Raw genomic sequence first — 24,419 nt, 5'->3', positions numbered from 1 at the left:
TTCCAGCGTAAGGGAACTGCTGGCAGAATACAAGCGCGACACGTCTCCAGCGTTAGGCAGCGTACAGAAGGACAATGACAAGAATATGACCCCGACAAGCTTCCCGCACCTGCTGGCCCCTCTGGACCTTGGCTTCACTACCCTGCGCAACCGCGTGATCATGGGCTCCATGCACACGGGATTAGAGGATCGCTTCTATAACTATGACCGGCTGGCTGCTTTCTACCGCGAACGTGCGCGCGGCGGCGCGGGCCTGATTGTTACCGGCGGAATTTCCCCCAATCGCCAGGGCTGGCTGCTGCCCTTCGGCGGCACCATGAATTTCGCGGGCGATGTGTGCAATCACCGCAAGCTCACGCGCGCTGTCCATGAGGAGGGCGGCAAGATCCTGATGCAGATCCTGCACGCCGGGCGCTATGGCTACCAGCCTTTCTGCGTGTCCGCTTCCGCAGTGAAGTCGCCGATTTCGCCTTTCAAACCGCGCGCCCTGAGCGAGGCGGGCATTGAGTCGACAATCCGCGCTTATGTGCGGGCGGCACGGCTGGCGCAGCGCGCCGGCTACGATGGTATCGAGATCATGGGCAGCGAGGGTTATCTGTTGAACCAGTTCCTATGCGCGCGCACCAACCTGCGCACGGACCGCTGGGGCGGCAGCATCGAGAACCGCATGCGCCTGCCGGTGGAGATCGTGCGCCGCGTGCGCGAAGCCGGCGGATTGAACTTTATCGTCATGTACCGGCATTCACTGTTGGACCTGGTCGATGGAGGCAATACCTGGAGGAAGTTGTAACCGTAGCCAGGGCGCTGCAGCAGGCCGGTGCGACCATCCTGAACACGGGCATAGGCTGGCATGAGGCGCGCGTGCCCACCATCGTGACGTCGGTGCCGCGAGGCGCGTTTGCGGAAGTGGCGGGGCGCTTGCGGCGCGAGGTGACGATACCGGTCGTGGCCTCGAACCGCATCAATATGCCGGCGGAGGCGGAGGATATCCTGCGCCGCGGCGATGGCGACCTGGTGTAGATGGCGCGGCCCTTCCTGGCGGACCCGGACTTCGTGCGCAAGGCCGGCGAGGGCAGGGTGGACGAGATCAACACTTGCATCGCTTGCAACCAGGCCTGCCTGGATCACACCTTCAGGAACGAGCGCGCGACTTGCCTGGTCAATCCGCGCGCCTGCCATGAGACGGAACTGGTCTATCGCCGCAGCGCGCGTCCGCGCAAGGTGGCGGTGGTGGGCGCAGGGCCTGCGGGCCTGTCGGCAGCGACGGTGGCGGCGGAGTGCGGGCACGAGGTTACGCTGTACGAGGGCAGCGACCGCATCGGCGGCCAGTTCAACGTGGCGATGCAGATTCCGGGCAAGGAGGAGTTTGCGGAAACCGTCCGCTACTTCGGCCGCAAGCTGGAGCTGACCGGCGTGAACGTGCGGCTCAATCATCGCGTGACGCGCGAAGAGTTGCTGGCGGCGGGCTATGACGATGTGGTGGTCGCCACGGGCATCAGCGTGCGTAAGCCGAAGATCGAAGGCATCGAAAATCCGAAGGTATTGACTTATCTCGATGTGCTGCGTGAGCGGAAGCCGGTCGGCAAGCGCGTCGCCATCATCGGTGCGGGCGGCATCGGCTTCGATGTGGGCGAGTTCCTGCTGCATGATCCGGCGCATGCGCTGCCTTTGCCGGTCGAGCATTGGGCGGTGGAGTGGGGTGTGGACCTGCATGCGCGATCCGGTGGCGGGCTTGTGCCGCCGCGCGCGGGAGAGCCGGTGCGCCAGCTCTATCTGCTGCAGCGCAAGACGAGCAAACTGGGGGCGGGGCTGGGCAAGACTTCAGGCTGGGTGCACCGCGCCGTGCTGGCGCGCAATGGCGTTGTGATGATTCCGGGTGTGCAGTACAAGCGCATCGACGATCATGGGCTGCATATCATGGTCGGCGAAGAGGAGCGCTTGCTGGCAGTCGATAACGTGGTGATCTGCGCGGGGCAGGAGAGCTTGACGGAGCTGATGCCGGCCGATGGCGCGACGGCCGGCGGGCCGGCCTTCCACAAGATTGGCGGGGCTGCGCTGGCCGCGGAGCTCGACGCCAAGCGCGCGATTCGTGAGGGGGCGGAGCTGGCGGCGCGTCTGTGATCAACGCCGCGTGTGCGGCGGATCAAACGATCCGCCCTACGCGAATCGATCGGGCTGCGTAGGGCGGATCATTGATCCGCCGTCCGGCGTTCGCGCTTGCCATATTGCGCGAGGATATGCCCGGACATCCCGTTGGCCAACTCCTCCTCGCCCACAAACACCATCCCCGCGCCCTCCTTGCGCAGCAGGTCCGCCTCATCGTCGTTATGCGAGCGGACGAGAATCGCAATATCCGGATTCAGCGCCCGCGCCACCTCGACCATCGCACGCACGTGGAAAGTATCCGGCGTCGCGATCGCCAGCATGCGCGCGCGTGCGATATGGGCCTGGATCAGCACCGCGGCCTCGCCCGCATTGCCCGCCACGGCAGGCACGCCTTCCTGGCGCAGGCGGTCGACGATCTCGCGGTTCTGTTCCGCCACCACGTAGTGAATGCCCTGGGCAGCCAGCGATGCCGCGATGCGGCGGCCCACGCGTCCATAGCCGACCAGCACCACCTGTCCCTCCAGCTTTGAGTGCGCGGTGGACATCGGCAGCTCCGCCAGCGGGTCGGTGCTGCGATCGAATCTGGAGGCCAGCGAACGGTCGCGGCCCAGCAGGCGTTCCAGTGGACCGGTGACCGCAAACACCAGCGGATTCAGTGCAATCGAGATGATGGCGCCTGCCAGCAGCAGGCTTTGTCCCTCATGCGGCATCAGCTTCAACGAAATGCCCAGCGCAGCCAGGATGAAGGAAAACTCGCCGATCTGCGCCAGGCTGGCGGAGACCATCAGTGCCGTCTTCGCCGGATAGCGCAGCAGCACCACCAGCGCAAACGCGGCCAGCGACTTGCCCAGCACGATAATACCGATCACGGCCAGCAGGCGCACCGGCGACTCGATGATGATCGAAGGCTCGAACAGCATGCCAACCGACACGAAGAACAGCACGGCAAACGCATCGCGCAGCGGCAGCGACTCATGCGCCGCGCGGTGGCTCAGTTCCGATTTCGCGCAGCACCATGCCGGCAAAGAAGGCCCCTAGCGCGAAGGAGATGCCGAACAGCTTGGTCGCCGCATAAGCGATGCCGACGGCCGCCGCAATCACGCACAGCGTGAACAGCTCGCGCGAATTGGTGCGCGCCACCTGCCACAGGATCCAGGGGAACAGCTTGCGGCCGACCAGCAGCATGAAGCCGATGAAGATCCCGACCTGGCCCAGCGTGATGGCCAGCGTGGCCAGCAGCCCGCTCGAGGCCTCCGTGGTGGCGGCGGCATCGCCATGCGCGGCGCCGGCCGGATCGCCACCCAGCGAACCCGCCAGTGGCGGCAGCAATACCAGTACGATCACGGTCACGAGGTCTTCGACCACCAGCCAGCCGACAGCGATGCGGCCGTTGAAGGAATCGAGAATGCCGCGCTCTTCCAGCGCGCGCAGCAGCACCACGGTGGAAGCCACCGATAGCGCCAGGCCGAATACGAGGCCGCCGCCCAGGCTCCAGCCCCACCAGTGCGCCAGCCCCATGCCCATCGCCGTTGCCGCCGCGATCTGCAGCACCGCGCCCGGCAGCGCGATCTTGCGCACCTCCCACAGATCGTCCAGCGAAAAATGCAAGCCCACGCCGAACATCATCAGCATCACGCCGATTTCCGCCAGCTGGCCTGCCAGGGCGGCATCCGCGACAAAGCCTGGCGTGGCAGGTCCGCACAGGATGCCTGCTGCGAGATAGCCCACGAGGGCCGGCAGCTTGAGACGGGTTGCGATGAAGCCGAATACCAGGCCGAAGCCCAGCGCGGCGGCGATTGTCGTGATCAGGCTGACGTCGTGGGCATCAATCTCCCTTTACAGTTTGCGTATGACGACGCTGCCGATCGAGTAGCCCGCGCCGAAGGAGCAGATCACACCATAGGCGCCGGCAGGCAGGTCGTCCGAATATTTGTGGAAGGCGATCACCGATCCGGCGGACGAAGTGTTCGCATAGGTATCGAGGATCACCGGCGCTTCCTGCGGCTCGGCGTCGCGGCCCAGGATCATGCGCGCGATCAGCTGGTTCATGTTCAGGTTGGCCTGGTGCAGCCAGTAGCGGCTGACCTGCTCGACCTGCAGGCCGGCATTGGCGATCGACGCCTTGATCATTTCGGCGGCCATCGGGCACACGTCCTTGAACACCTTGCGGCCCTGCTGGCGGAACAGCTTGTCGGGCTTGCCGACGCCGCTTTCGTCGAAGCGGTTCATGAAGCCGAAGTTGTTGCGGATGTTGTTGGAGAAGCTGGTCTTCAGCCTCGTATCCAGGATTTCCCACTGGTACTGGGACGTGGCCGCATCTTTCGCTTCCACCACGATGGCGGTGCAGGCATCGCCGAAGATGAAGTGGGAATCGCGGTCGCGCCAGTTCAGGTGGGCGCTGGTGATTTCAGGGTTCAGGATCAGCACGGCGCGCGCCTGGCCGCTCTGCACGGCCGCCACGGCGGTCTGGATGCCGAAGGTGGCGGAGGAGCAGGCCACGTTCATGTCGAAGCCGTAGCCGTCGATGCCGAGTGCGTTCTGCACTTCCACGGCCATGGCGGGGTAGGGGCGCTGCATGTTTGAGCAGGCCACCAGCACCATGTCGATATCGGCGGCGGTGCGGCCGGCGCGGTCCAGCGCCTGCTGGGCGGCCTTCACGCAGATTTCAGCCTGCAGCGACAGTTCCTCGTCGCTGCGCTCGGGAATGCGCGGCACCATGCGCTTCGGATCGAGGATGCCTTCCTTTTCCATCACGTGGCGGGCCTTGATGCCGGACGCCTTCTCGATAAAACCTTCGCTGGACGGCTCCAGCGCCGTTACCGTGCCCGCTGCAATGGCGTCGGCATTTTCCGCGTTGAACTGTTCGACATAGGCGTTGAAGCACGCGACCAGTTCCGCGTTCGAAATCGAATTCGGTGGGGTGAAGAGGCCGGTTCCGCTGATGACGGCTTGTTTCATGATTAAGCTTTCTATTCTTGTAAGTTTTGCGGCCATGTACGCACGGCGGATCGATGATCCGCCCTACGCTGTATCGTCGATTTGTCTCAATTGGCCGCTAAATCGGCTTGATTTTACAGCAAGTGGTAATGAAAAACGGCGCCCGAGGGCGCCGTTTTCAGAGGGAACATTCAGTTTTATTCGTCGACAGCCTTGGTGCGCGGCTCGGTGCGGGCTACCAGTTTGGTTTCCTGCTTGGCCAGCTGCACGGGCAAGCCCTGCAGGTGGTTCAGCGCCTGCTTCAGCTGGAAGTCCTCGTTGCCGCCATACTCCAGGGGCTTGCGCTTCTTCTCCTGGGCGATGATGCGGATCTGCTCCTCCAGCTCGTCACGCTTCTGCTTGGCGGCTTCTTCCTCGCGGTCGTTGGACAGGTGCCTGGTCAGGTCCGCCTCGCGCATGCGCAGGGCGTTCAGGCCGTCGCCATCCTCGTTCTCGTCCACCTGCAGGTCGGGCGTGATGCCCTTGGCTTGGATGGAGCGGCCGTGCGGCGTGTAGTAGCGCGCCGTGGTCAGCTTCACGGCCGTGTCGGCGGTCAGCTGGCGGATGGTCTGCACCGAACCCTTGCCGAAGGTCTGGGAACCGATGATGGTGGCGCGCTTGTAGTCCTGCAGCGCGCCGGCGACGATTTCCGAGGCCGAGGCCGAACCGGTGTTGACCAGCACTGCCATCGGGATGTGCTTGATCGCTTCCGGCAGCTTGGCCAGCGCATCGCTGTCGGCGCGCATCGAGTAGTACTCGGCGCGGCCGTAGTAAATCTGTTTCGAGTCCGGCAACTGGCCGTTGGTGGAGACGATGGGCGCATCCTTCGGCAGGAAGGCTGCCGCTACGCCGATCGCGCCCTGCAGCACGCCGCCCGGGTCATTGCGCAGATCGAGGATCAGGCCCTTCAGGTTGGGTTCCTGTTTGTACAGTTCCGCGATCTTGGCGGCCATGTCATCCACGGTCGGTTCCTGGAACTGGGAAATGCGCAACCAGGCGTAGCCGGGCGCCACGACCTTGCCCTTCACGCTCTTCTGGTGGATTTCTTCGCGCGCAATGGTGAAGGTCAGCGGCTGCGGTTCATCCTTGCGCAGGATGGTCAGCGTGACTTTGCTGTTCGGCTCGCCGCGCATTTTCTTGACGGACTCGTCCAGGGTCAAACCCTTTAGCGGCGTGGAGTCCAGGCGGGTGATCAGGTCGCCCGGCTTGATGCCGGCGCGGTAGGCAGGGGAATCCTCGATGGGGGCGACAATCTTGATGTAGCCGTCATCGCCGGCGCCGATCTCGATGCCCAGGCCCACGAACTTGCCCTGCGAACCTTCGCGCAGTTCGGCATAGGATTTCTTGTCCAGGTAGGCGGAGTGGGGATCGAGCGATGCGACCATGCCGGAGATGGCTTCGGTCAGCAGTTTCTTGTCTTCCACCGATTCCACATAGTCCGACTTGATCAGGCCGTACACATCGGCCAACTGGCGCAGCTCTTCGAGCGGCAGGCCGGTATCGACCTGCTTTTGCGCCATCGCGGAAAACTGAAGGGAAACGGCGATACCCGCCACTACGCCCAGGCCGATCAGCCCGGTGTTCTTGAGTTTCTTGCCCATGCGTCACCTGTTCCGGAGTACGGCGGAAGGAGCCGCCATGCGGATCAGTATAAACCTGATTCTCAGCAAGCGACGCTGCTGCTTTGGAATAAAGGCGCGTTTTTACGACGATTTACGTTAAGCCGATATGAGCCTAACAATATTGCGGATTATTGCGGCATGTACGGTCTGTTGGGTTTGTTTTTACTTCGGTAAGTAATTGTAAGAAAAGCAGAAGCGGCCTAAGCAGCGTCCTACACTGGCCCTGTATTTCTCTCTACCCTGAAGTGGTTTCTGCCTGCGCCCCTCCGCGCAGGCTTTTTTTTAGCTGGAGATTTGATGAATCGCAAATCCGGTGCGCTGAGCCTGCTGGCCGCGCTGCTTATCGGCCTGTCCGCACCCGCGCTGGCCGTGCCCCTGATGGACATGAAAGCGGAGGACCTGGTGCCGATGGCGTCCGAGTTCCGCAAAGAGCTGAACCTGAATGCCAACCAGCAAACGCTGTGGTCGCAGGTCGAGACCCGCAGCAAGAACCTGCTGCGCGAGCGCAAGGCGCGGCGCGAGAAGCTTGAGGCTTCGACCCAGTCAGCGCTGGGCGGCAAGGATGTCGAACTGCGCGAGTTGACCGGCGCCATGGATGCCGAAACCTCCGCCACCGCAGCTGAGGACAAGCAATTGCGCGAGTGGTGGCTCACCGTTAACGATGCCCTGGATGAGAACCAGCGCCGGCAGGTGGCGAGCTTCATTGCTGAAGTAATGACGCGCAAGGACGAGGGACCGGGCCGACCCGGCAGCGGCGAGCGCCCGGCCGGCGATGGCGGCGGACGCCATCGCGGCGGACACGGCGGCATGGGCGTCCCCGGCGCTGGCGGGCCGACGCGCTGATTAAAACCCAAGGCGTAACCCTGGTGTCAGCCACGATGTGGCTGACACCTGTCTCTGCCGTGGGTTCTAAGAACTGAAAAGTATCGAAAAGTAAAAAACAGCCCCCTCCCAAGCCATCGCCGCCAAGCCGCGCTTACAATGCCAGCGCCGCATTCCAACCGAACCGTGCCAGCCCTCCGCCCGCTCGGGAATCCAATCAAAAACATGAGCAAATTCGTTCCAATCGCCCTGGCCATGCTGGGTGCTGCGGGCGCAGTGTCAGCGCAAACGCAGGACCAGCCGCCGACCCCGCCCACCGACGCCGCGCCGGTCAAGCCTGCACAGGCCGCCGATGGCAAAGTCATGCCCCAGGTGACCGTCAACGGCGGCCGCCTGAGCGATATGGAAGAACGCCGCAACTCCACGGCCGGCAAGCAGATCTACGGCCGCGAGGAACTGGACCGCAATGGCGACACCAACCTCGGCGATGTGCTCAAGCGCCTCCCCGGCGTGACCATCGGCGGCGGCCGTCCAGGCCGAGGCGGCGACGTGCGCATGCGTGGCCTCGGCAGCGGCTATACGCAGATCCTGCTGAACGGCGAGCGTCCGCCGATGGGCTTCTCCATGGAATCGCTGTCGCCCGACCAGGTCGAGCGCATCGAAGTGATGCGCGGCCCGGTTGCCGAGCACAGCACGCGCGCCATCGCCGGTACCATCAACATCGTGCTGCGCGAGGGCTACCAGCAGCGCGACATCCAGGTGAAAGCGGCCGACACGATCGAGCAGGGGCGCCATTCTCCGAACGTGTCGGTAACGCTACCGGGCAAGTCGGGCAACCTGACCTATACCTTCTCCGGCTCGGTCGGCGAGAACCGCCAGCATGACAGCACCTTCACTCACAACCAGGATGTGCTGGATGAAGGCGCTGTCACCAAGGACCAGCTGGTGCACGACGAAAGCTCCAGCACCAACAAGATGCTGCACCTGACGCCGCGCCTGTCCTGGAAATTCGACAGCGGCGATACGCTGAACTTTCAGCCCTTCCTCATGTATAACAAGAGCGAGGGCGGTTCGAACAGTGTGCTCGACCAGACCACCGGCATCATCCCGCCCGAGTACAACTCGGCGCAGCAGACTTCGCATGCGGAGAACACTTTCCTGCGCGGCTTCGGCAACTGGGTGCACAAGCTGGAAGGCGCGTCCAAGCTCGACGTGAAGTTCGGCTTCGGCCTCGGCAAGCGCGAGTCCGATTCCCTGCGCAACCAGGTACGATGCCGATGGCGGCCTGCTGGAGCGCTTCACCGATACCGACAAGACGCGCGACCGCAGCGTCAACACCGGCGGCAAATACACTTCGCCGCTGGGCAAGGGACACCTGCTGGCCGCCGGCTGGGACCTGGAAGCGAGTCACCGCGAACAGACCAAGGTTTCGCTGGACAAGAACGGCAATCCGCAGTTCGCCGATTCCGGCGACAACCTCACGGCTGATACCCGTCGCGTTGCCGTCTTCGCGCAGGACGAGTGGGACATCACGCCGCAATGGGCCGTCTACATGGGCGCGCGCTGGGAAGGCATCCGCACGTCGAGCGACCGCAGCAGCGGCACCATCACCAATACCAGCAAGGTGTTCAGCCCCCTGCTGCACGGCGTATGGAAAATCCCCGGCCACGAGAAGGACCAGATCCGCGCCAGCCTGACCAAGAGCTATAAGTCGCCGAATGTGCAGGATCTGATCGCGCTGCCGTTCCTGTCGCGCCTGAACAGCGCTACGCGTCCGGACCGTACCGGCAATCCGGACCTGAAGCCTGAACTGGCTACCGGCCTGGACCTCGCGTACGAGCACTACCTCGGCCGCAACGGCATCCTCAGTGTAAGTGGCTTCATCCGCGATATCGACAACCTGATCCGCCGCCAGCTGAGCCTGCAGCAGACCGACCTCGGCCAGCGCTGGGTATCCACGCCCGGCAATATCGGCCACGCCCGTACCAGCGGCATCGAACTGGAAGCGAAGTTCCAGCTGGCCGAGCTGATGGACAATGCGCCGAACGTCGATTTCCGCAGCAACTACAGCCGCTTCTGGTCGAAAGTGGATGGCATCCAGGGCCCAGACAACCGCCTCGATCAGCAGGCAAAGCAGACCGCCAATATCGGCGCGGACTGGCGCATCAAGACCATCCCGCTGACCCTGGGTGCGAGCTATAACTGGACACCGGCCATCCGCGTGCAGACCAGCACCACTCAGCTGGTGGAAATCAGCCGCAAGCGCGTGGTCGATATGTACGGCCTGTGGAAGTTCGACGCCCGCACCCAGCTGCGCGTCTCCGCCGCCAACCTGCTGGCCGACGATGCCACCGGCGAAAACACGGTCGATGCCAACGGGCTGACCTCGCACGCCACCACGTTGAACCCGACCTATCGCCAGGTCAGCATTCGCCTGGAAACCAAGTTCTGAGTTGCCTACACTGGACAGACACTGGTTTTGTCCTGAGGAGGCACTATGAATCCGAACAAGGCATTGTGGGAGAAGGGCGATTTCACGCGCATTGCCGCCAGCATGCGCGAAAGCGGCGCGGCGCTGGTTGATCAGCTGGGCATCACGAAGCAGCACCACATACTCGACCTCGGCTGCGGCGACGGCACCACGGCGCTGCCCGAAGCGAAACTGGCCGCCCATGTGCTGGGTGTCGACATTGCCAGCAACCTGGTTGCTGCCGGCAATAAGCGCGCCAAGGAAGAAGGCCTGAGCAATTGCGTGTTCCAGGAAGGGGATGCGATCAACCTGAACTTCCTGGCGGACCGCACCTTCGATCTCGTGGTCAGCATCTTCGGCGCCATGTTTGCGCCCGACCCATTTGCCGTGGCGAAGGAAATGGTGCGCGTGACGAAACCGGGCGGCCGTATCGTGATGGGCAACTGGATTCCCGGCGATCCCACGCTCGTGGCGCAAATCCTGAAAATCAGCGCCGCCTACACGCCGCCACCGCCGGCCGGTTTCATCAGTCCGATGACCTGGGGTGTGGAGGCGAATGTGACCGAGCGTTTCGCGGCAGCGGGTGTGTCAGCAGGGAATATATCGTTCCTGAAAGACACGTTCACCTTCCGCTATCCCGGCCCGCCCAAGGGCTTATTCGATAATTTCCGCCTGTATTACGGTCCGACGATGAATGCCTTCGACGCGGCAGCCAAGGGCGGCAAGGAAGAAGACCTGCGGCGGGAGCTGGAGGAACTGTTCAACAGCAAGAACGAAAGCGGAAACCCGCAACAGACAGTCATTCCTGCAACCTTCCTGCGAGTTACGGTCGCCGTCTGAGGGGGCAACGTTACGTTACTCATCCAAAGGTGTCATCCGGAAAAATCTGGTGTACGCTAGCGCACCGGCCGGCCCGCCCACAAGGCGGACTGGCCGGCTATTCATAACCAGACTTCAAAGGAAGCACCTCGTGAACCGACACCTCCTGAGCACCCTGGCCCTGAGCATTGCAGCAGCCTTTGCGAACGCGGCCGAGCCTATTTCGGGCATCGACACCCAGTACATCGACAGCAGCGTGCGCGCGCAGGACGATTTCTTCACCCACCTGAACGGCCAGTGGCTCGAAGACCACCGAAATCCCGGCGGACAAGTCGCGCTGGGGCTCCTTCAACAAGCTGGCCGATGACACCAAGCCGCAATTGCGCGGCATCATCGAAGACCTGCAGAAGCAGAAGGGCCTGAAAGGCGACGAGCAAAAGATTGCAGCGCTGTACACGAGCTATATGAACGAAGCGGCGCTGGAAAAGGCCGGCATCAAGCCGCTGGCAGGCGAGCTGAGCCGCGTGCGCAGCCTGAAGGACACCAAGGGCCTGCCGGCCCTGATCGCCCACTTCAACAAGATCGGCGTGGCCGCACCTTACGGCGTGTTCGTCAGCCAGGACGCGCGCAATTCCACCCAGTACGCCGCCTATATGGGCCAGAGCGGCCTGGGCCTTCCGGATCGCGACTACTACCTGAAGAAGGACGATCCGAAGATGGCCGAGACCCTGGCCAAGTACGAGCAGCACGTGGCGAAGATCCTCGCCATGGCCGGCAACAAGGATTCGGCCGCCAGGGCCAAGGACATCGTCGCCCTGGAAACCCAGCTTGCCGAAGCGCAGTGGACCCGTGTGCAGCAGCGCGACCCGGTCAAGCGCTACAACAAGGTCGAGATCGCCAAACTGGATGAAATGGCGCCGGGCTTTGACTGGAAAGCCGCCCTGGGCGCCACCGGTATCGCCTCGAAGACCGATACCGTGATCGTCAGCCAGCCGAGCTACTTTGCAGCGTTCGCCAAGATGGCCAACAGCGTGCCGGTCGAAACCTGGAAGTCTTACTTCGAATGGCAGCTGCTGCGCGATGCCTCGCCTTACCTGACCAAGGAATTCAACGACACCAACTTCGCCTTCTACGGCACGGTGCTGTCCGGCGTAACCGAGCAGGAGCCGCGCTGGAAGCGTGGCGTGGATACGGTTGAAGGCGCGATCGGCGAAGGCCTGGGCAAGCTGTATGTCGCCAAGTACTTCCCGGCCGAGCGCAAGGCGCGCATGGACGAGCTGGTGAAGAACGTGCTTGCCGCCTATAAACAGAGCATCGACGGCCTGGACTGGATGAGCCCTGAAACCAAGCAGCAGGCACAGGAAAAGCTGGCCAAGTTCACGCCGAAGATCGCTTACCCGAACAAGTGGCGCGACTACAGCAAGCTGCAGATGACCAATGGTGACCTGGTTGGCAATCTGAAGCGCGCCGCCGAATTCAGCTATAACCGCAACCTGGCCAAGCTGGGCCAGCCGATCGACAAGGAAGAGTGGGGCATGACCCCGCAGACGGTGAACGCCTACTACCGTCCGACCGCCAACGAGATCGTGTTCCCGGCCGCCATCCTGCAGCCGCCGTTCTTCGATCAGCGCGCGGATGACGCCGTCAACTACGGCGCGATCGGCGCAGTGATCGGCCATGAAATCTCGCACGGCTTCGACGATTCCGGCTCGCAGTACGACGGCGATGGCAACCTGCGCGTGTGGTGGAGCGAGCAGGACCGCGTGAACTTCAAGGTGAAGAAGGATGCGATGGTCAAGCAGTACTCGTCCTACAGCCCGCTGCCCGGCTACAACGTGAACGGTGAACTGACCCTGGGCGAGAACATCGCCGACAACTCGGGCCTGGCCATCGCCTACAAGGCTTACAAAATCTCGCTGGGCGGCAAGCCTGCGCCGGTGATCGACGGCCTGAGCGGCGACCAGCGCTTCTACATGGGCTTCGGCCAGGTGTGGCGTTCGAAGACCCGCGACGCCGAGCAGATCAAGCGCGTGAAAACCGACCCGCATTCGCCGGGACAGTTCCGCGCCAACGGCACCGTGGTCAACCAGCCGGGCTTCTACGAGGCCTTTGGCGTGAAGGAAGGCGACAAGATGTATGTCGCGCCGGAGAGCCGTATCATCATCTGGTAAACCCACGGCGTAACCCTAGTGTCTGCCACGATGCGGCAGACACTTGTTCTTTGCCTTGGGTTTTCAAAAAAGCCACGGGCATCGTGGCTTTTTTTTATTATTTGCTATTCAGCATGCTAGAGTCGCCCCGTAATCCTAATAAAAAATCGGAGGGTTCACTTTGAAACGCACCATTCTGAGCGTCCTGCTCACGAGTATCTTCCTCACGGCCGGCGCCGCCGACAAGGCGCCCTTGAAGTCCGGCATCGAGCTGGCGAACATGGACAAATCCGTCCGCGCGCAAGATGATTTCTACTCCTACCTGAACGGCCACTGGATGAAGACTGCCGAAATCCCGGCCGACCGTTCCGCATGGGGCACCGGCGCCCAGCTGGTGGAAGACATCCAGCCGCGCCTGCGCCAACTGATCGAAGATGCCGCAGCCAAGGCCAGCACGCCCGAAGCGAAAAAGGTTGGCGACCTGTTCGCCTCCACCATGGATGAAGCGCGCGCCGACCAGCTGGGCCTGACGCCGCTGAACGCCGAGCGCGCCCGCATCGCCGCCATTACGGACAAGTCGCAACTGGCCGAGCAGTTCGCCCATATGTCGCGCCTGGCCGTGACGTCGCCGTTCGACGTCTCCATCCACCAGGACAACAAGGATTCGACCCGCTACGTGGCCGACCTGGCGCAGTCCGGCCTGAGCATGCCGGACCGCGACTACTACCTGAAGAAGGACGATCCAAAGCTGGCCGATACCCTGGCCAAATACGAAGCCCACGTCGCGCGCATGATGACGCTGGCCGGCGACCAGAACGCTGCCGCCACCGCCAAGGCCATCGTGGCGCTGGAAACGAAGCTGGCCGAGATCCAGTGGACCAAGGTCGAGCTGCGCGACCCGATCAAGGCCTACAACAAGTTCGAGATCGCCAAACTGAACGAACTGGCGCCCAGCTTCAAATGGAACGCCTGGCTGGAGCGCGCCAATGTCGCAGGCAAGGTGAAGGATGTGATCGTCGGCCAGCCGACCTATATCAAGGGCCTGGACAAGGTGCTGCAGGATGTCCCGCTGCAGGACTGGAAATCGTATATGGACTACCAGCTGCTGCGCGCCTACGCGCCGGTGCTGTCCAAGGCTTTCGTCGATGAGCACTTCGCCTTCTACGGCACCGTGCTGACCGGCGCCACCGAGAACCGCCCGCGCTGGAAGCGCTCGGTGACGCTGACCCAGTCCGCGCTGGGCGAAGCGGTGGGCAAGCTGTACGTGGAAAAGTACTTCCCGCCGGAAGCCAAGGCACGCATGGAAGAATTGGTGAAGAACCTGCTGCTGGCCTACAAGGAAAGCATCAACAAGCTCGACTGGATGAGCCCGGCCACCAGGAAGGAAGCCCAGGCCAAGCTGGCCAAGTTCACGCCGAAGATCGGCTATCCGAGCAAGTGGCGCGACTACTCCTCGCTGGACGTGAAGCGCGATGACCTGGTGGGCAATGTGATGCGCTGGCATGACTTCGACCACCTGCGCGAAACGAACAAGCTGGGCAAGCCGATCGACCGCGAAGAGTGGCTGATGACGCCGCAGGAAGTCAACGCCTACTACAACCCGGAGATGAACGAGATCGTTTTCCCGGCCGGCATCCTGCAGCCGCCTTACTTCGATATGAGCGCGGACGACGCCGTCAACTACGGCTCCATCGGCGCCGTGATCGGCCACGAAATCAGCCACGGCTTCGACGACCAGGGTTCGCAGTACGATGGCGACGGCAACCTGCGCAACTGGTGGACCGAGCAGGACCATAAGAAGTATAAGGAACGCACCGAGATCCTCGTCAAGCAGTACGGCAGCTTTGAGGCGCTGCCGGGCTACAAGGTCAACGGCGAGCTGACCCTGGGCGAGAACATCGGCGACAACTCCGGCATGGCCATTGCGTACAAGGCGTACAAGCTGTCGCTGAAGGGCAAGAAGGCGCCGGTGATCGACGGCTTCACCGGCGACCAGCGCTTCTATATGGGCTGGACCCAGGTCTGGCGCGTGAAGTACCGCGACGCCGCCCTGATCGCCCGCATCAAGGCCGACCCGCACTCGCCGGGCCAGTTCCGCGCCAACGGCACCCTGCGCAACCAGCCGGCGTTCTACGACGCCTTCAAGGTGAAGCCGGGCGACAAGATGTACCTCTCCCCGAAAGAGCGCGCCATCATCTGGTAACAAGAACCCACGGCCAAAAACAGGTGTCTGCCACGATGTGGCAGACACCAGCTTCACGCCTCTGGTTTTAAAAAGGACACCAACAAATGAAAAAACACCTGCTCAGCGCCCTCGCGCTAGCCCTGCTGTCTTCTGCCGGCGTAGCCGCCGACAAATCCGGCATCGAACTGCAATACATCGACCCCGCCGTCCGCGCCCAGGACGACTTCTTCCGTCACCTGAACGGCAAGTGGCTGTCGACCACCGAAATTCCCGGCGAGATGTCCAGCTGGGGCGTTTTCGAAAAGCTGTTTGAAGACACCCAGCCCCAGCTGCGCGCCATCATCGAAAACGCCGCCGCCAGCGCCGACAGCGCCGACAAGAAGCGCATCGGCGACTACTACGCCGCCTTCATGGACGAAGCGCGTCTCGAGCAGCTGCAACTGTCGCCCATCCAGCTAGAGCTGGACCGCATCGCCGCGCTGAAGGACAAGAAAGAACTGCCCGCCCTGCTGGCGCACGCCAACCTGCAGAACCGCAGCGTGCTGGTCGATTTCGGCATCCACCAGGACAACAAGGATTCGACCAAATACGTCATCGACTTCACCCAATCCGGCCTGGGCCTGCCCGACCGAGATTACTACCTGAAGAAGGATGACGCGAAGATGGCCGACACCCTGGCCAGGTACGAGCAGACCGTGGCGAAGATGCTGTCCCTGGCGGGCGATGCCGATGCCGCCGCCAACGCCAAGGCCATCGTCGCCTTCGAAACGAAGATCGCCGAGATCCAGTGGAGCAAGGTCGAGCTGCGCGACCCGGTCAAGGCCTACAACAAGGTCAGCATCGCCAAGCTGGGCGAGCTGATGCCGAACTATGACTGGAACGCCTACCTGGACGGCATCGGCGGCGTGAAGGGCAAGGTCGATTACGTGATCGTCAGCCAGCCGACCTACCTGAAGGCGCTGGACAAGCTGCTGGCCGAAAACGCCGATGGAAACGCTGAAGCCATACTTCCAGTGGCACCTGCTGCACAACGCGGCGCCTTACCTGTCCAAGCAATTCCTGGAAACCAATTTCGACATGTATGGCAAGGTGCTGGGTGGCGTAACGGAAATGCGTCCCCGCTGGAAGCGCGGCGTGAGCGCCACCGAAGGCGCGCTGGGCGAAGCGATCGGCAAGGTCTACGTGGAGCAGCACTTCCCGGCCGCCAGCAAGGCGCGCATGGAAAAACTGGTGAAGAACCTGCTGGCCGCCTACAAGCAGAGCATCAACAAGCTCGACTGGATGAGCCCGCAGACCAGGAAGGAAGCCCAGGCCAAGCTGGCCAAGTTCACGCCGAAGATCGGCTATCCGAACAAGTGGCGCGACTACAGCGCGCTGGAAGTGAAGCGCGACGACCTGGTCGGCAACGTGCTGCGTGCCAATGAGTTCCTGGTGCGTCACGAGCTGGACAAGCTGGACAAGCCGATCGACCGCGATGAATGGGGCATGACGCCGCAAACCATCAACGCCTATTACAACCCCGAGTTGAACGAGATCGTGTTCCCGGCCGCCATCCTGCAGCCGCCGTTCTTCGATCCGAAAGCGGATGACGCCGTCAACTATGGGGCGATCGGCGCGGTGATCGGTCACGAAATCAGCCACGGCTTCGACGACCAGGGCGCCCAGTACGATGGCGACGGCAATCTGCGCGACTGGTGGTCGGCGCGTGACCACAAGAACTTCGAGCGCAAGACCAAGCAGCTGGTCGCCCAGTACGGCGCCTTCAGCCCGGTTCCCGGCTACAAGGTGAACGGCGAGCTGACCCTGGGCGAGAACATTGCCGACAACTCCGGCCTGGCCATCGCCTACAAGGCGTACAAGCTCTCGCTGAAGGGCAAGCCGGCGCCGGTTATCGCCGGCTACACGGGCGAACAGCGCTTCTATCAGGGCTGGGCCCAGGCATGGCGCGCCAAGACCCGCGAAGCTGCGCTGATCCGCCAGGTCACCACCGACCCGCACTCGCCCGAGGAATTCCGCGCCAACGGCACCCTGCGCAATCAGCCGGGCTTCTACGACGCGTTCAAGGTGAAGCAGGGCGACAAGATGTACCTCGCCCCGAAGGACCGCGTCATCATCTGGTAAAACCCACGGCGTAACCCTGGTGTCAGGCACGATGTGCCTGACACCTGCTTTGGGCCTTGGGTGTAAAAAAAAACCGCTCCGAAGAGCGGTTTTTTTTATGAGCGGCTGAATCAGCCCTTAGGCGCTGGAGTAGCCTCAGCAGCTGCCGGAGCCGCCGGCGCAGCGGGAACCTCAGGCTCCTTGAACTTGCCGCCCGACTTGTTGACCATGTAGACCACAGCGCGCGCCACTTCCACATCGTCCAGATCCGGATTGCCGCCCTTGGCCGGCATCGCGCGCAGGCCTTCGATCGCGTGCTTCACCACAGTGTCCTGGCCCTGGCCGATACGGGCAGCCCATGCGCCGTTGTCGCCGACCTTCGGAGCGCCGGCAGCGCCGGTGCCGTGGCAAGCCTGGCAGGTGGAGGTGAAGATGGCTTCACCGGCTTGCAGCACTTTTGGTGCGTTGGCGTCCTTGAGGGTGAACCCTTGATCAGCCACCGGCTTCAGGCGGGCAGCGATAGCTTCAGTGCTCTGGCCTTCGGAACCTGCGCCGGTCAACTTCTGCTGGGTGACGAATTGCACCAGCAGGATGATGCCGATGATGGTGAAGGCGAAGAAGCCAATGACGGCAGCAACCAGCTGCTTTGGCGTTCTGATAGCGGATTCGTGGCTCATGGTTTCCTTAAGACAGTTTTTCGAAAGCTGGTCATAGAGGGTTGCTAAATTTACACGCTGCCGGGCACGCCCTCGTCAAACCTGCAATTATAGACTCAAAAACATCCCTGATGGAATGGATTTGATATTTGACTAAGTCTCTTCAATTAATGTTTAATTGCAAAAAAATCTACGAGAAATCCTAATAAACGGGGTGTTGCTTGGCTGAACGTATGTTTGCGCAGCGGCTGGAAGAGCACGGCACGCGCACTGCAATCATTGCCGGCGACGGATCACAGTGGAGCTATCAGCAATTGGCGCAAGCCGCTGACGAGGTTGCAAGCCACCTATGCGGGGAGGCTGCACCAGTCATTGTTGAAGCCGCTAATACTGTCGATTGCATAGTCGCTTACCTGGCTTGCCTGCGAGCACGTTGTCCCGTGCTGCTGGCGGAGCCGGGTACGACTGTACGTGATTCCCGTATAGCCGATACCTTCCATGCCGCGTGGGTATTCCGCGCCAACGACCAAGGCGTCTGGCAATTTGAACGCTATGCCAAGGAGCGGATGGCCGTCCATCCGGACCTGTGCGTGCTCCTGTCGACCTCCGGCTCGACCGGCAGCCCCAAGCTGGTGCGCCTGTCGCATGCCAACATCGACTCCAACGCGGCCGCGATTGCCGAATACCTCGGCATCACCGCCGACGACCGGGCGCTGACCTCGCTGCCGGCCTTCTATTCCTACGGCATGTCGGTCATCAACTCCCACTTGCATGCTGGCGCCTGCCTGCTGCTGACGGAAGATTCGGTGGCCCAGGATGGCTTCTGGCTGCGCGCCGAGCGCGAACGCGCCACATCCTTTGCCGGCGTCCCCTTCACCTTTGAAATCCTGGAGCGGACCGGCTTCCGCAGCCGCCGCTATCCCTACTTGCGCTACCTGACGCAAGCCGGCGGCCGGCTGTCCGCCGAAATGGTGAAGCTGTATGCGGAATGGGCTGAGAGCCAGGACAAGCAATTCTTCGTCATGTATGGCCAGACGGAAGCGGCGCCGCGCATGGCCTACGTGCCGCCCGCCCAGCTGCGCGGCAACGCGGAATGCATCGGTGTGCCCGTTCCCGGCGGCAGCTTCGAGTTGCGGCGGGACGATGGTTCGCTGGAAACCCGGCCCGACCAGCCGGGCGAGCTGGTCTACCGCGGCCCGAATGTGATGATGGGCTATGCCGTGCAAGCCTCCGACCTGGCCCTGGGCAAGGTAGTGGACGAGTTGCGCACCGGTGACCTGGCCTGCCGCAAGGCCAATGGTAACTACTATATTGCAGGCCGCATGAGCCGCTTCGTGAAGATTGTCGGCAAGCGCATCAGCCTGGACGAGATCGAGCGCTGGCTGGAACAGCAGGGTGTATCGGCTGCCGTGAGCGGCAACGATGAAGTGATTGCCGTCGCGGTAACCAGCAGCGGCGACCCTGCCGCCTTGAAGCAGCGCCTGTTGCAGCGCTTCGGCCTGCCGGCGATGGCTGTGGAAGCGGCCGTGCTCGATCCGTTGCCGAAGCTGGCGTCCGGCAAGATCGACCATCGCAGCGTGCTGCGCCTGGTGCGCGAAGCCTGCCGCAAGCAGCAACGCCATGCCACACTGGCCGAAGGCTTCGCGGACATTCTCGGCATTGCGTCGGTACTGGCAACGGATAGCTTCCTCGACCTGGGCGGCGATTCCGTCAGTTTTGTCGAAGTCTCGCTGCTGCTGGAAGAGCACCTGGGCCACGTGCCCGACAACTGGGAAGCGATGACGGTCGGCGCCCTGGAAGCGCTGCGCCAACCCCAGCCCGCGCAGCGCGGCCCAGCCGCCAATGATGCGGCCGCGCCGTGTCTGCGCAGCTCGTTCAAAGTAGCGGTGGCCGCTGCGCTATGTGTGATGCTGGCCGGCGAAGGCGGACTGCAGCTGCGCTCCTACCTGAAGACAGGCCGCAGCGCCGCGACCCTGCTGACCGGCCAGAGCACGGTGGTGTTCAACGAACTCTGGGGCGTGCCGACCTATCGCCCAAATCATGTGCTGGCCGGAGGCGAGGACGGGCGCTACTTCGCCACCAATTCCCTCGGCTTGCGCAGCCCGGAAATCAAGCGCGACCCCGAGCCGCGCGAAGTCAGGCTGGCAGTGGTGGGCGCTTCCACCGTCGCTGGCGCTTACGCGCTGCGCAACGACGATACCTTCCCCAGCCTGCTGGAGCAGAACCTGCGCAAGGCCTACCCGAAGCAGCCCATCAACGTCATCAATGCCGGCATCGAAGGCCATACGCTGGGCCAGACCGGCCGCCTGATCGAATTCGCGGTGGCTGGCCTGCGGCCGACGACCATCATCATTTATCCGGGCCTGAACGACATGACGGGCATCTGCCATGCGTCACGCGGGCAGAAGGCGCAGCGCGAGCCTTTGCCGGCGCCATCGATGCCGCGCTGGACGTTGTCTTCCAGCATACTGGCAAAGAACACGGTTGCCCTGCGCGAGCCGCCGATCAAGTCCAAAGCGGTCGACCCGGCGGCCTTTTTCCCCACCGCCTATGCTGAAACGCTGCGCGACATTGTGCATAAGATCCGCGGCCGCGGCATCGAGCCGGTGCTGATGACCGTGGCCCGCTCCTTCGGCCGCGGCAGCCGGCAGGAAGGCATGCAGCTGGCCGCGTCGGCGCTGTACTACAACTCCTGCCTGGACTATGACGGCCTGATCAAGGCCGGCAAGATGTACAACAAGGTCATCCGAAACGTGGCCGAAACGGAAAACGTCACTTTGCTGGACCTTTCCAGGGTCATGCCGGGCGGCCGCGACTACTTTGTGGATGGCGGCCACTTCACGGCGCGGGGCGAGCATTTTGTTGCGGACTACCTGGCGCATGAGTTGGAAGCCCGCGGGCTCGCCTCCGCTCCCGTGCAGCTTGGCAGCCGCTGAAAAGTTCCATGGATATTTCGGGTTTCGGCTACTTTATCTTCTTCCTTTGCGTGCTTGGATTGCACGCGCTGCTGGCGGGCCGCGACCGGCTGCAGAAAGCCATGCTGACGCTGGCCAGCTACTATTTCTATGCCACTGTCGACTGGCGTTTCCCTATCCTGCTGCTGACGCTGACCCTGATTAATTGGGGCGCGGGCGAGGCCGTAGGGCAGGCACAGGACCGCCGCACCGCGCGGCAAGCGGTGGCGCTGGCCGTGCTGGCCAGTGTCGCCATACTCGCCTACTTCAAATACCTGAACTTCTTCGGCGGCATGCTGAACGGCCTGTCCGCCTGGCTCGGCGGCGGTGCGCTGGTGCCTGTGCTCAAGCTGCTGCTGCCGGTCGGCATTTCCTTCATGACCTTCCAGGCCATCAGCTATCCGATCGACCTCTACGCGGGACGCCTGGCGCGGCGCGCCAGCCTGGCCGACTTCATGCTGTTCATGGCCTTCTTTCCGCGTCTCCTGGCCGGACCCATCGTGCCGGCAGCCCAGTTCCTGCCGCAACTGCAGCAGGCCGCCCAGCCTGTCACGGACGAGCAGCGTTTTTCCGGCGCGGCCCTGATCATGCGTGGCCTCGTCAAGAAGGTGCTGCTGGCCGACTTGCTGGGCGCGCACCTGGTCGATCCCGTTTTCGCCCGCCCGGCCGATTTCAGCGCGCCCTTCGTGTGGCTGGCGATGTTCGGCTACTCGCTGCAGGCGTATTACGACCTGAGCGGGTACACGGACATGGCGCTGGGCGCAGCGCGCATGCTCGGCTACCGCCTGCCGTCCAACTTCAACCGGCCGTACATGGCCACCGGCATCGCCAATTTCTGGCAGCGCTGGCACATAACGATGTCCTCTTTCTTCCGCAATTATCTATACAACCCGCTCAGTTCAGCCTGGCGCGCGCCCGTGGGCATCAACCTGCTGATCGTGTTTGTGGCCATCGGCTTGTGGCATGGCGCCGGCTGGAACTTCGTCGTCTACGGACTGATCCACGGCAGCATGGTGGCGCTGGAGCACTGGCGCAGTACGGCGCGCCAGAAGCGCGGCCTGCCGCTGCCCGTGTATCGCGGCGGACGGCTGGTGCTGCAGATCGGGCTGGTCTTTGCCGTTGTGTCGCTGACGCGTGTGCTGTTCCGCAGCACCGATTTCGCGGGGGCGGGCGGCTTCTTCGCCGCCTTGGCCGGTCCGCTCACCGGCGCTTTCCCCTTGTCGCCTCAGGCCGGGCTGGCGCTGCTGGCCGCACTGGGACTGCATTTCACGCCGATGCGCTGGCGCGATGCTTTCATGGCCTGGGTCGCCCGGCAGCCGGCCTGGCTGTTCGGCGCGCAGTTCGCCGGCCTGGTCTATGTGGTATCCGCCCTCAGCCAGGGCGCATCCGGCTTCATTTATTACCAGTTCTGAACTCTTCCCATGGACGCGCGCCCGGAAACCCGCTATTCTTCGTGTCTCTTCCAGCGGCTGTAGCTCAGTGGATAGAGTATCGGCCTCCGAAGCCGAGGGTCGTGGGTTCGATCCCCGCCAGCCGCGCCAAACTTTCCTTGTCAGATCAAGGAACTGCCTCGTTCCGAGAAATTTCCCCTTTTCCCGCTTTTTACGCTGAATATTGGCATTAAATCTTGCTATGGCACAATATCGTCCTTTGAACGAATGTGCATCGCAAACGGCAGATCAATCTGTCCGATTAACCCATGATTAATAATATTGAAAGCTGGTTAAATCGCCGGACGGCGTTTCTGACGAATCCGCGTGCTGAAACTTTGGCGATGTGGCTCGTGCCGCTGCTGCTTGGCTTGTTATCTGTCGCATTGGGGCAGGATGAGGGCTGGGATATGCGGAATTACCACCTCTATAATGCCTACGCTGTGCTGGAGGGGCGGGTGGGATTTGACTTCGCGCCTGGCGGTTTTCAAAGCTATTTCAATCCGACGCTTGAGCTGCCATATTTTCTGCTGACTTCCTGGCTTGCGCCGCAGCTCGTCGCTTTTATTTTTGGCGTGGTACAAGGCATTAACTTCCCTCTGGTGCTGGCCATTATCCGTTGCGTGGTGGGTAAGCAAGCCGGGCCCCGGCTGCCACTGCTGCTGGCGCTGGCTGGCATTCTCAGCATCGGCTTCCTTGCCGAATTAGGCAACAGCATGGGAGATAACCTGACGGCGATATTGACGCTTTGGTCGCTGCTTTTATTGCTCCAGCGCTGGGAACAATTATCCGAATCGAAAGGATTGCTCTATTCCGTTTTGTCAGGCGTTTTGATGGGACTTGGCGCCGGGCTGAAGCTGACTAATGCTGTCTATGCCGTTGGACTGTGCCTGTCGATTTTCCTGCTCGCGCCCGGCAATTGGATGGTCCGATTGCGTCTGGCTTTTGTGTTTGGGTTGGGCGTGTTGGCCGGTATTGCAATGGCCGGCGGCTGGTGGATGCTGGAGATGTGGAAGTTGTACGGCAATCCGCTTTTCCCTCAATTTAACAATATATTCCACAGTCCTTTGGCAGCGCAGAAGGGCATTATGGATCTCTATCACCTGCCCAACGGCTGGACCGAGGTGCTGCTGTGGCCTTTTGTCTTCACGAAGAATTTTGTCCGCGTATCGGAGCTGGACATGCGGCAGTCGATCTGGGCGGTGAGCTACGTGCTGTTTATCGCGCTGGGCGTGCGATGGCTGCTGCGCCGCCGCTCGGAGGGCGTGACGTCGCGGCATGGCAGCTTCGTGCTGCTTTTCTTTGCCATCTCGTATCTGGTGTGGATGAAAGTGTTCAGCATCCACCGGTACCTGATCCCGGCGGAGATGCTGGCGCCGCTTGTGGTCTGGATCCTGCTGCAGCGCCTGTTACCGCCGGCGGCCGCGCAGCGCGCCGCTATCGTCGTGCTGGGGGCGGTGACACTGTATGCGCTGCCATTCTCAACGTGGGGACACGCCGACTGGGCCGACCGAAGCTTCAGCGCGGACGTCCCTGAATTCTCGCAGCCGGCGTCGAGCATTGTCTATCTGACCGAGCCCGATCCACCTTTCGGCTGGCTGGTACAGCTCTTCCCACGCGATGTCCAATTCATTGGCCTGGGCATCGGCTTCCCGGAATCGCCCCTGTATCACGAAAAAATAGCGGAAGCGGGACGCGCGCGAAGCGGCCCGCACTACGTGCTGTTCAATGCTGCTCACAATCCCAAGGACCAGTCGCTGCGCAAAAAAATCGAGGCATTCCAGTTCCTGGGCATGACGAAGAGCGAGGAGAGCTGCGCTCGCCTCGACCGGCTCCTGACCAAGGTGCGTTTCCAGGTCCAGGTCAGGAAGCTGTCTGCCGGCGGCGCCGAGCGCTGTACTTTGGAGTTGCAGCCCAAGTACCAGCTTGACCTGGAGGCGATGCAGCGCGACAACGAGCAGAAAATGACGGAGAAGGTTGCGCAATGGGGGCTGAAACTGGACCAGGCGAGCTGCCGCACGTACAAGGCGGCAATTGGCATAGCGCCTCACCCTTACCGCTTGTGCCGCGTGGATGGGCCATAACCGCAGCAATACTTGCGTTGCATCTCAGGCAGGTAGCCGTTAAGA

The 24,419-nt window shown here is 62.4% G+C and carries 10 protein-coding genes, 1 tRNA gene and 5 pseudogenes; 12 read left to right on the top strand and 4 right to left on the bottom strand.

All coding sequences use genetic code 11. The annotated features are described in order from the left end of the window. Window positions 1-85 precede the first annotated feature (85 nt). Window positions 86-2,121 (top strand): annotated as a pseudogene (locus tag ACHMW6_RS33935) (FAD-dependent oxidoreductase). 68 nt (window positions 2,122-2,189) lie between these two features. Here the strand turns inward: ACHMW6_RS33935 and ybaL are convergent. The 3 genes and pseudogenes from ybaL to ACHMW6_RS33920 form a co-directional block, all read right to left on the bottom strand. Then, window positions 2,190-3,936 (bottom strand): annotated as a pseudogene (gene ybaL / locus ACHMW6_RS33930) (YbaL family putative K(+) efflux transporter). Window positions 3,937-3,942: 6 nt separating this feature from the next. Continuing rightward, window positions 3,943-5,064: a beta-ketoacyl-ACP synthase III gene (locus ACHMW6_RS33925; protein WP_395403822.1), complete on the bottom strand. Its 1,122-nt coding sequence runs from the start codon at window positions 5,062-5,064 to the stop codon at window positions 3,943-3,945. A gap of 176 nt (window positions 5,065-5,240) precedes the next feature. Next, window positions 5,241-6,683: a S41 family peptidase gene (locus ACHMW6_RS33920; RefSeq protein WP_395403820.1), complete on the bottom strand. Its 1,443-nt coding sequence runs from the start codon at window positions 6,681-6,683 to the stop codon at window positions 5,241-5,243. 318 nt (window positions 6,684-7,001) lie between these two features. Here ACHMW6_RS33920 and ACHMW6_RS33915 point away from each other — a divergent pair, with 318 nt between their 5' ends. From ACHMW6_RS33915 to ACHMW6_RS33885, 7 genes and pseudogenes are all read left to right on the top strand, one after another. Further along, window positions 7,002-7,547, top strand: coding sequence for a hypothetical protein (locus tag ACHMW6_RS33915; protein ID WP_395403818.1), 546 nt, complete (start codon window positions 7,002-7,004; stop codon window positions 7,545-7,547). A 138-nt stretch (window positions 7,548-7,685) separates the two neighbouring features. Further along, window positions 7,686-8,177 (top strand): annotated as a pseudogene (locus tag ACHMW6_RS33910) (TonB-dependent receptor plug domain-containing protein); the annotation flags it as partial. A gap of 598 nt (window positions 8,178-8,775) precedes the next feature. Continuing rightward, window positions 8,776-9,978, top strand: a complete 1,203-nt coding sequence (locus ACHMW6_RS33905; RefSeq protein WP_395408779.1) for a TonB-dependent receptor plug domain-containing protein — start codon at window positions 8,776-8,778, stop codon at window positions 9,976-9,978. A 45-nt stretch (window positions 9,979-10,023) separates the two neighbouring features. After that, window positions 10,024-10,836: a class I SAM-dependent methyltransferase gene (locus tag ACHMW6_RS33900; RefSeq protein WP_395403816.1), complete on the top strand. Its 813-nt coding sequence runs from the start codon at window positions 10,024-10,026 to the stop codon at window positions 10,834-10,836. Between the two features lie 130 nt (window positions 10,837-10,966). Then, a pseudogene (locus ACHMW6_RS33895) lies at window positions 10,967-12,986 on the top strand (M13 family metallopeptidase). Window positions 12,987-13,146: 160 nt separating this feature from the next. Beyond that, complete coding sequence (locus ACHMW6_RS33890) at window positions 13,147-15,168, top strand: M13 family metallopeptidase (protein ID WP_395403814.1); 2,022 nt, start codon at window positions 13,147-13,149, stop codon at window positions 15,166-15,168. A gap of 86 nt (window positions 15,169-15,254) precedes the next feature. Next, window positions 15,255-17,271, top strand: a pseudogene (locus ACHMW6_RS33885) (M13 family metallopeptidase). A 110-nt stretch (window positions 17,272-17,381) separates the two neighbouring features. Here the strand turns inward: ACHMW6_RS33885 and ACHMW6_RS33880 are convergent. After that, window positions 17,382-17,927, bottom strand: a complete 546-nt coding sequence (locus ACHMW6_RS33880; protein WP_395403812.1) for a c-type cytochrome — start codon at window positions 17,925-17,927, stop codon at window positions 17,382-17,384. Between the two features lie 200 nt (window positions 17,928-18,127). Between ACHMW6_RS33880 and ACHMW6_RS33875 the strand changes: the two genes are divergently transcribed. From ACHMW6_RS33875 to ACHMW6_RS33860, 4 genes are all read left to right on the top strand, one after another. Further along, window positions 18,128-20,842 (top strand): AMP-binding protein, encoded by a 2,715-nt coding sequence (locus ACHMW6_RS33875; protein ID WP_395403810.1) that lies wholly within the window; start codon window positions 18,128-18,130, stop codon window positions 20,840-20,842. A gap of 8 nt (window positions 20,843-20,850) precedes the next feature. Further along, window positions 20,851-22,272 carry an MBOAT family O-acyltransferase gene (locus ACHMW6_RS33870; RefSeq protein WP_395403808.1) on the top strand — a complete coding sequence of 474 codons (1,422 nt, stop codon included), beginning with the start codon at window positions 20,851-20,853 and terminating at the stop codon, window positions 22,270-22,272. 53 nt (window positions 22,273-22,325) lie between these two features. Further along, window positions 22,326-22,401: transfer RNA gene (locus ACHMW6_RS33865), tRNA-Arg, on the top strand. A 158-nt stretch (window positions 22,402-22,559) separates the two neighbouring features. Continuing rightward, entirely contained in the window at window positions 22,560-24,374 is a 1,815-nt protein-coding gene (locus ACHMW6_RS33860) for a hypothetical protein (protein ID WP_395403806.1), read from the top strand. The last annotated feature ends 45 nt before the right edge of the window (window positions 24,375-24,419 follow it).

Source organism: Pseudoduganella sp. UC29_106 (assembly GCF_044055365.1).
In the GTDB taxonomy this organism is placed as follows: domain Bacteria; phylum Pseudomonadota; class Gammaproteobacteria; order Burkholderiales; family Burkholderiaceae_D; genus Rugamonas.
Note: the sequence above shows the minus strand (reverse complement) of the source record. Positions and strands in the feature narration are given on the sequence as shown.

Bases quoted from the DNA above. Each gene is read 5' to 3' on its own strand.
- ACHMW6_RS33925 (WP_395403822.1), bottom strand. From the start codon at position 5,064: ATGAAACAAGCCGTCATCAGCGGAACCGGCCTCTTCACCCCACCGAAT.
- ACHMW6_RS33920 (WP_395403820.1), bottom strand. From the start codon at position 6,683: ATGGGCAAGAAACTCAAGAACACCGGGCTGATCGGCCTGGGCGTAGTG.
- ACHMW6_RS33915 (WP_395403818.1), top strand. From the start codon at position 7,002: ATGAATCGCAAATCCGGTGCGCTGAGCCTGCTGGCCGCGCTGCTTATC.
- ACHMW6_RS33900 (WP_395403816.1), top strand. From the start codon at position 10,024: ATGAATCCGAACAAGGCATTGTGGGAGAAGGGCGATTTCACGCGCATT.
- ACHMW6_RS33880 (WP_395403812.1), bottom strand. From the start codon at position 17,927: ATGAGCCACGAATCCGCTATCAGAACGCCAAAGCAGCTGGTTGCTGCC.
- ACHMW6_RS33870 (WP_395403808.1), top strand. From the start codon at position 20,851: ATGGATATTTCGGGTTTCGGCTACTTTATCTTCTTCCTTTGCGTGCTT.
- ACHMW6_RS33860 (WP_395403806.1), top strand. From the start codon at position 22,560: ATGATTAATAATATTGAAAGCTGGTTAAATCGCCGGACGGCGTTTCTG.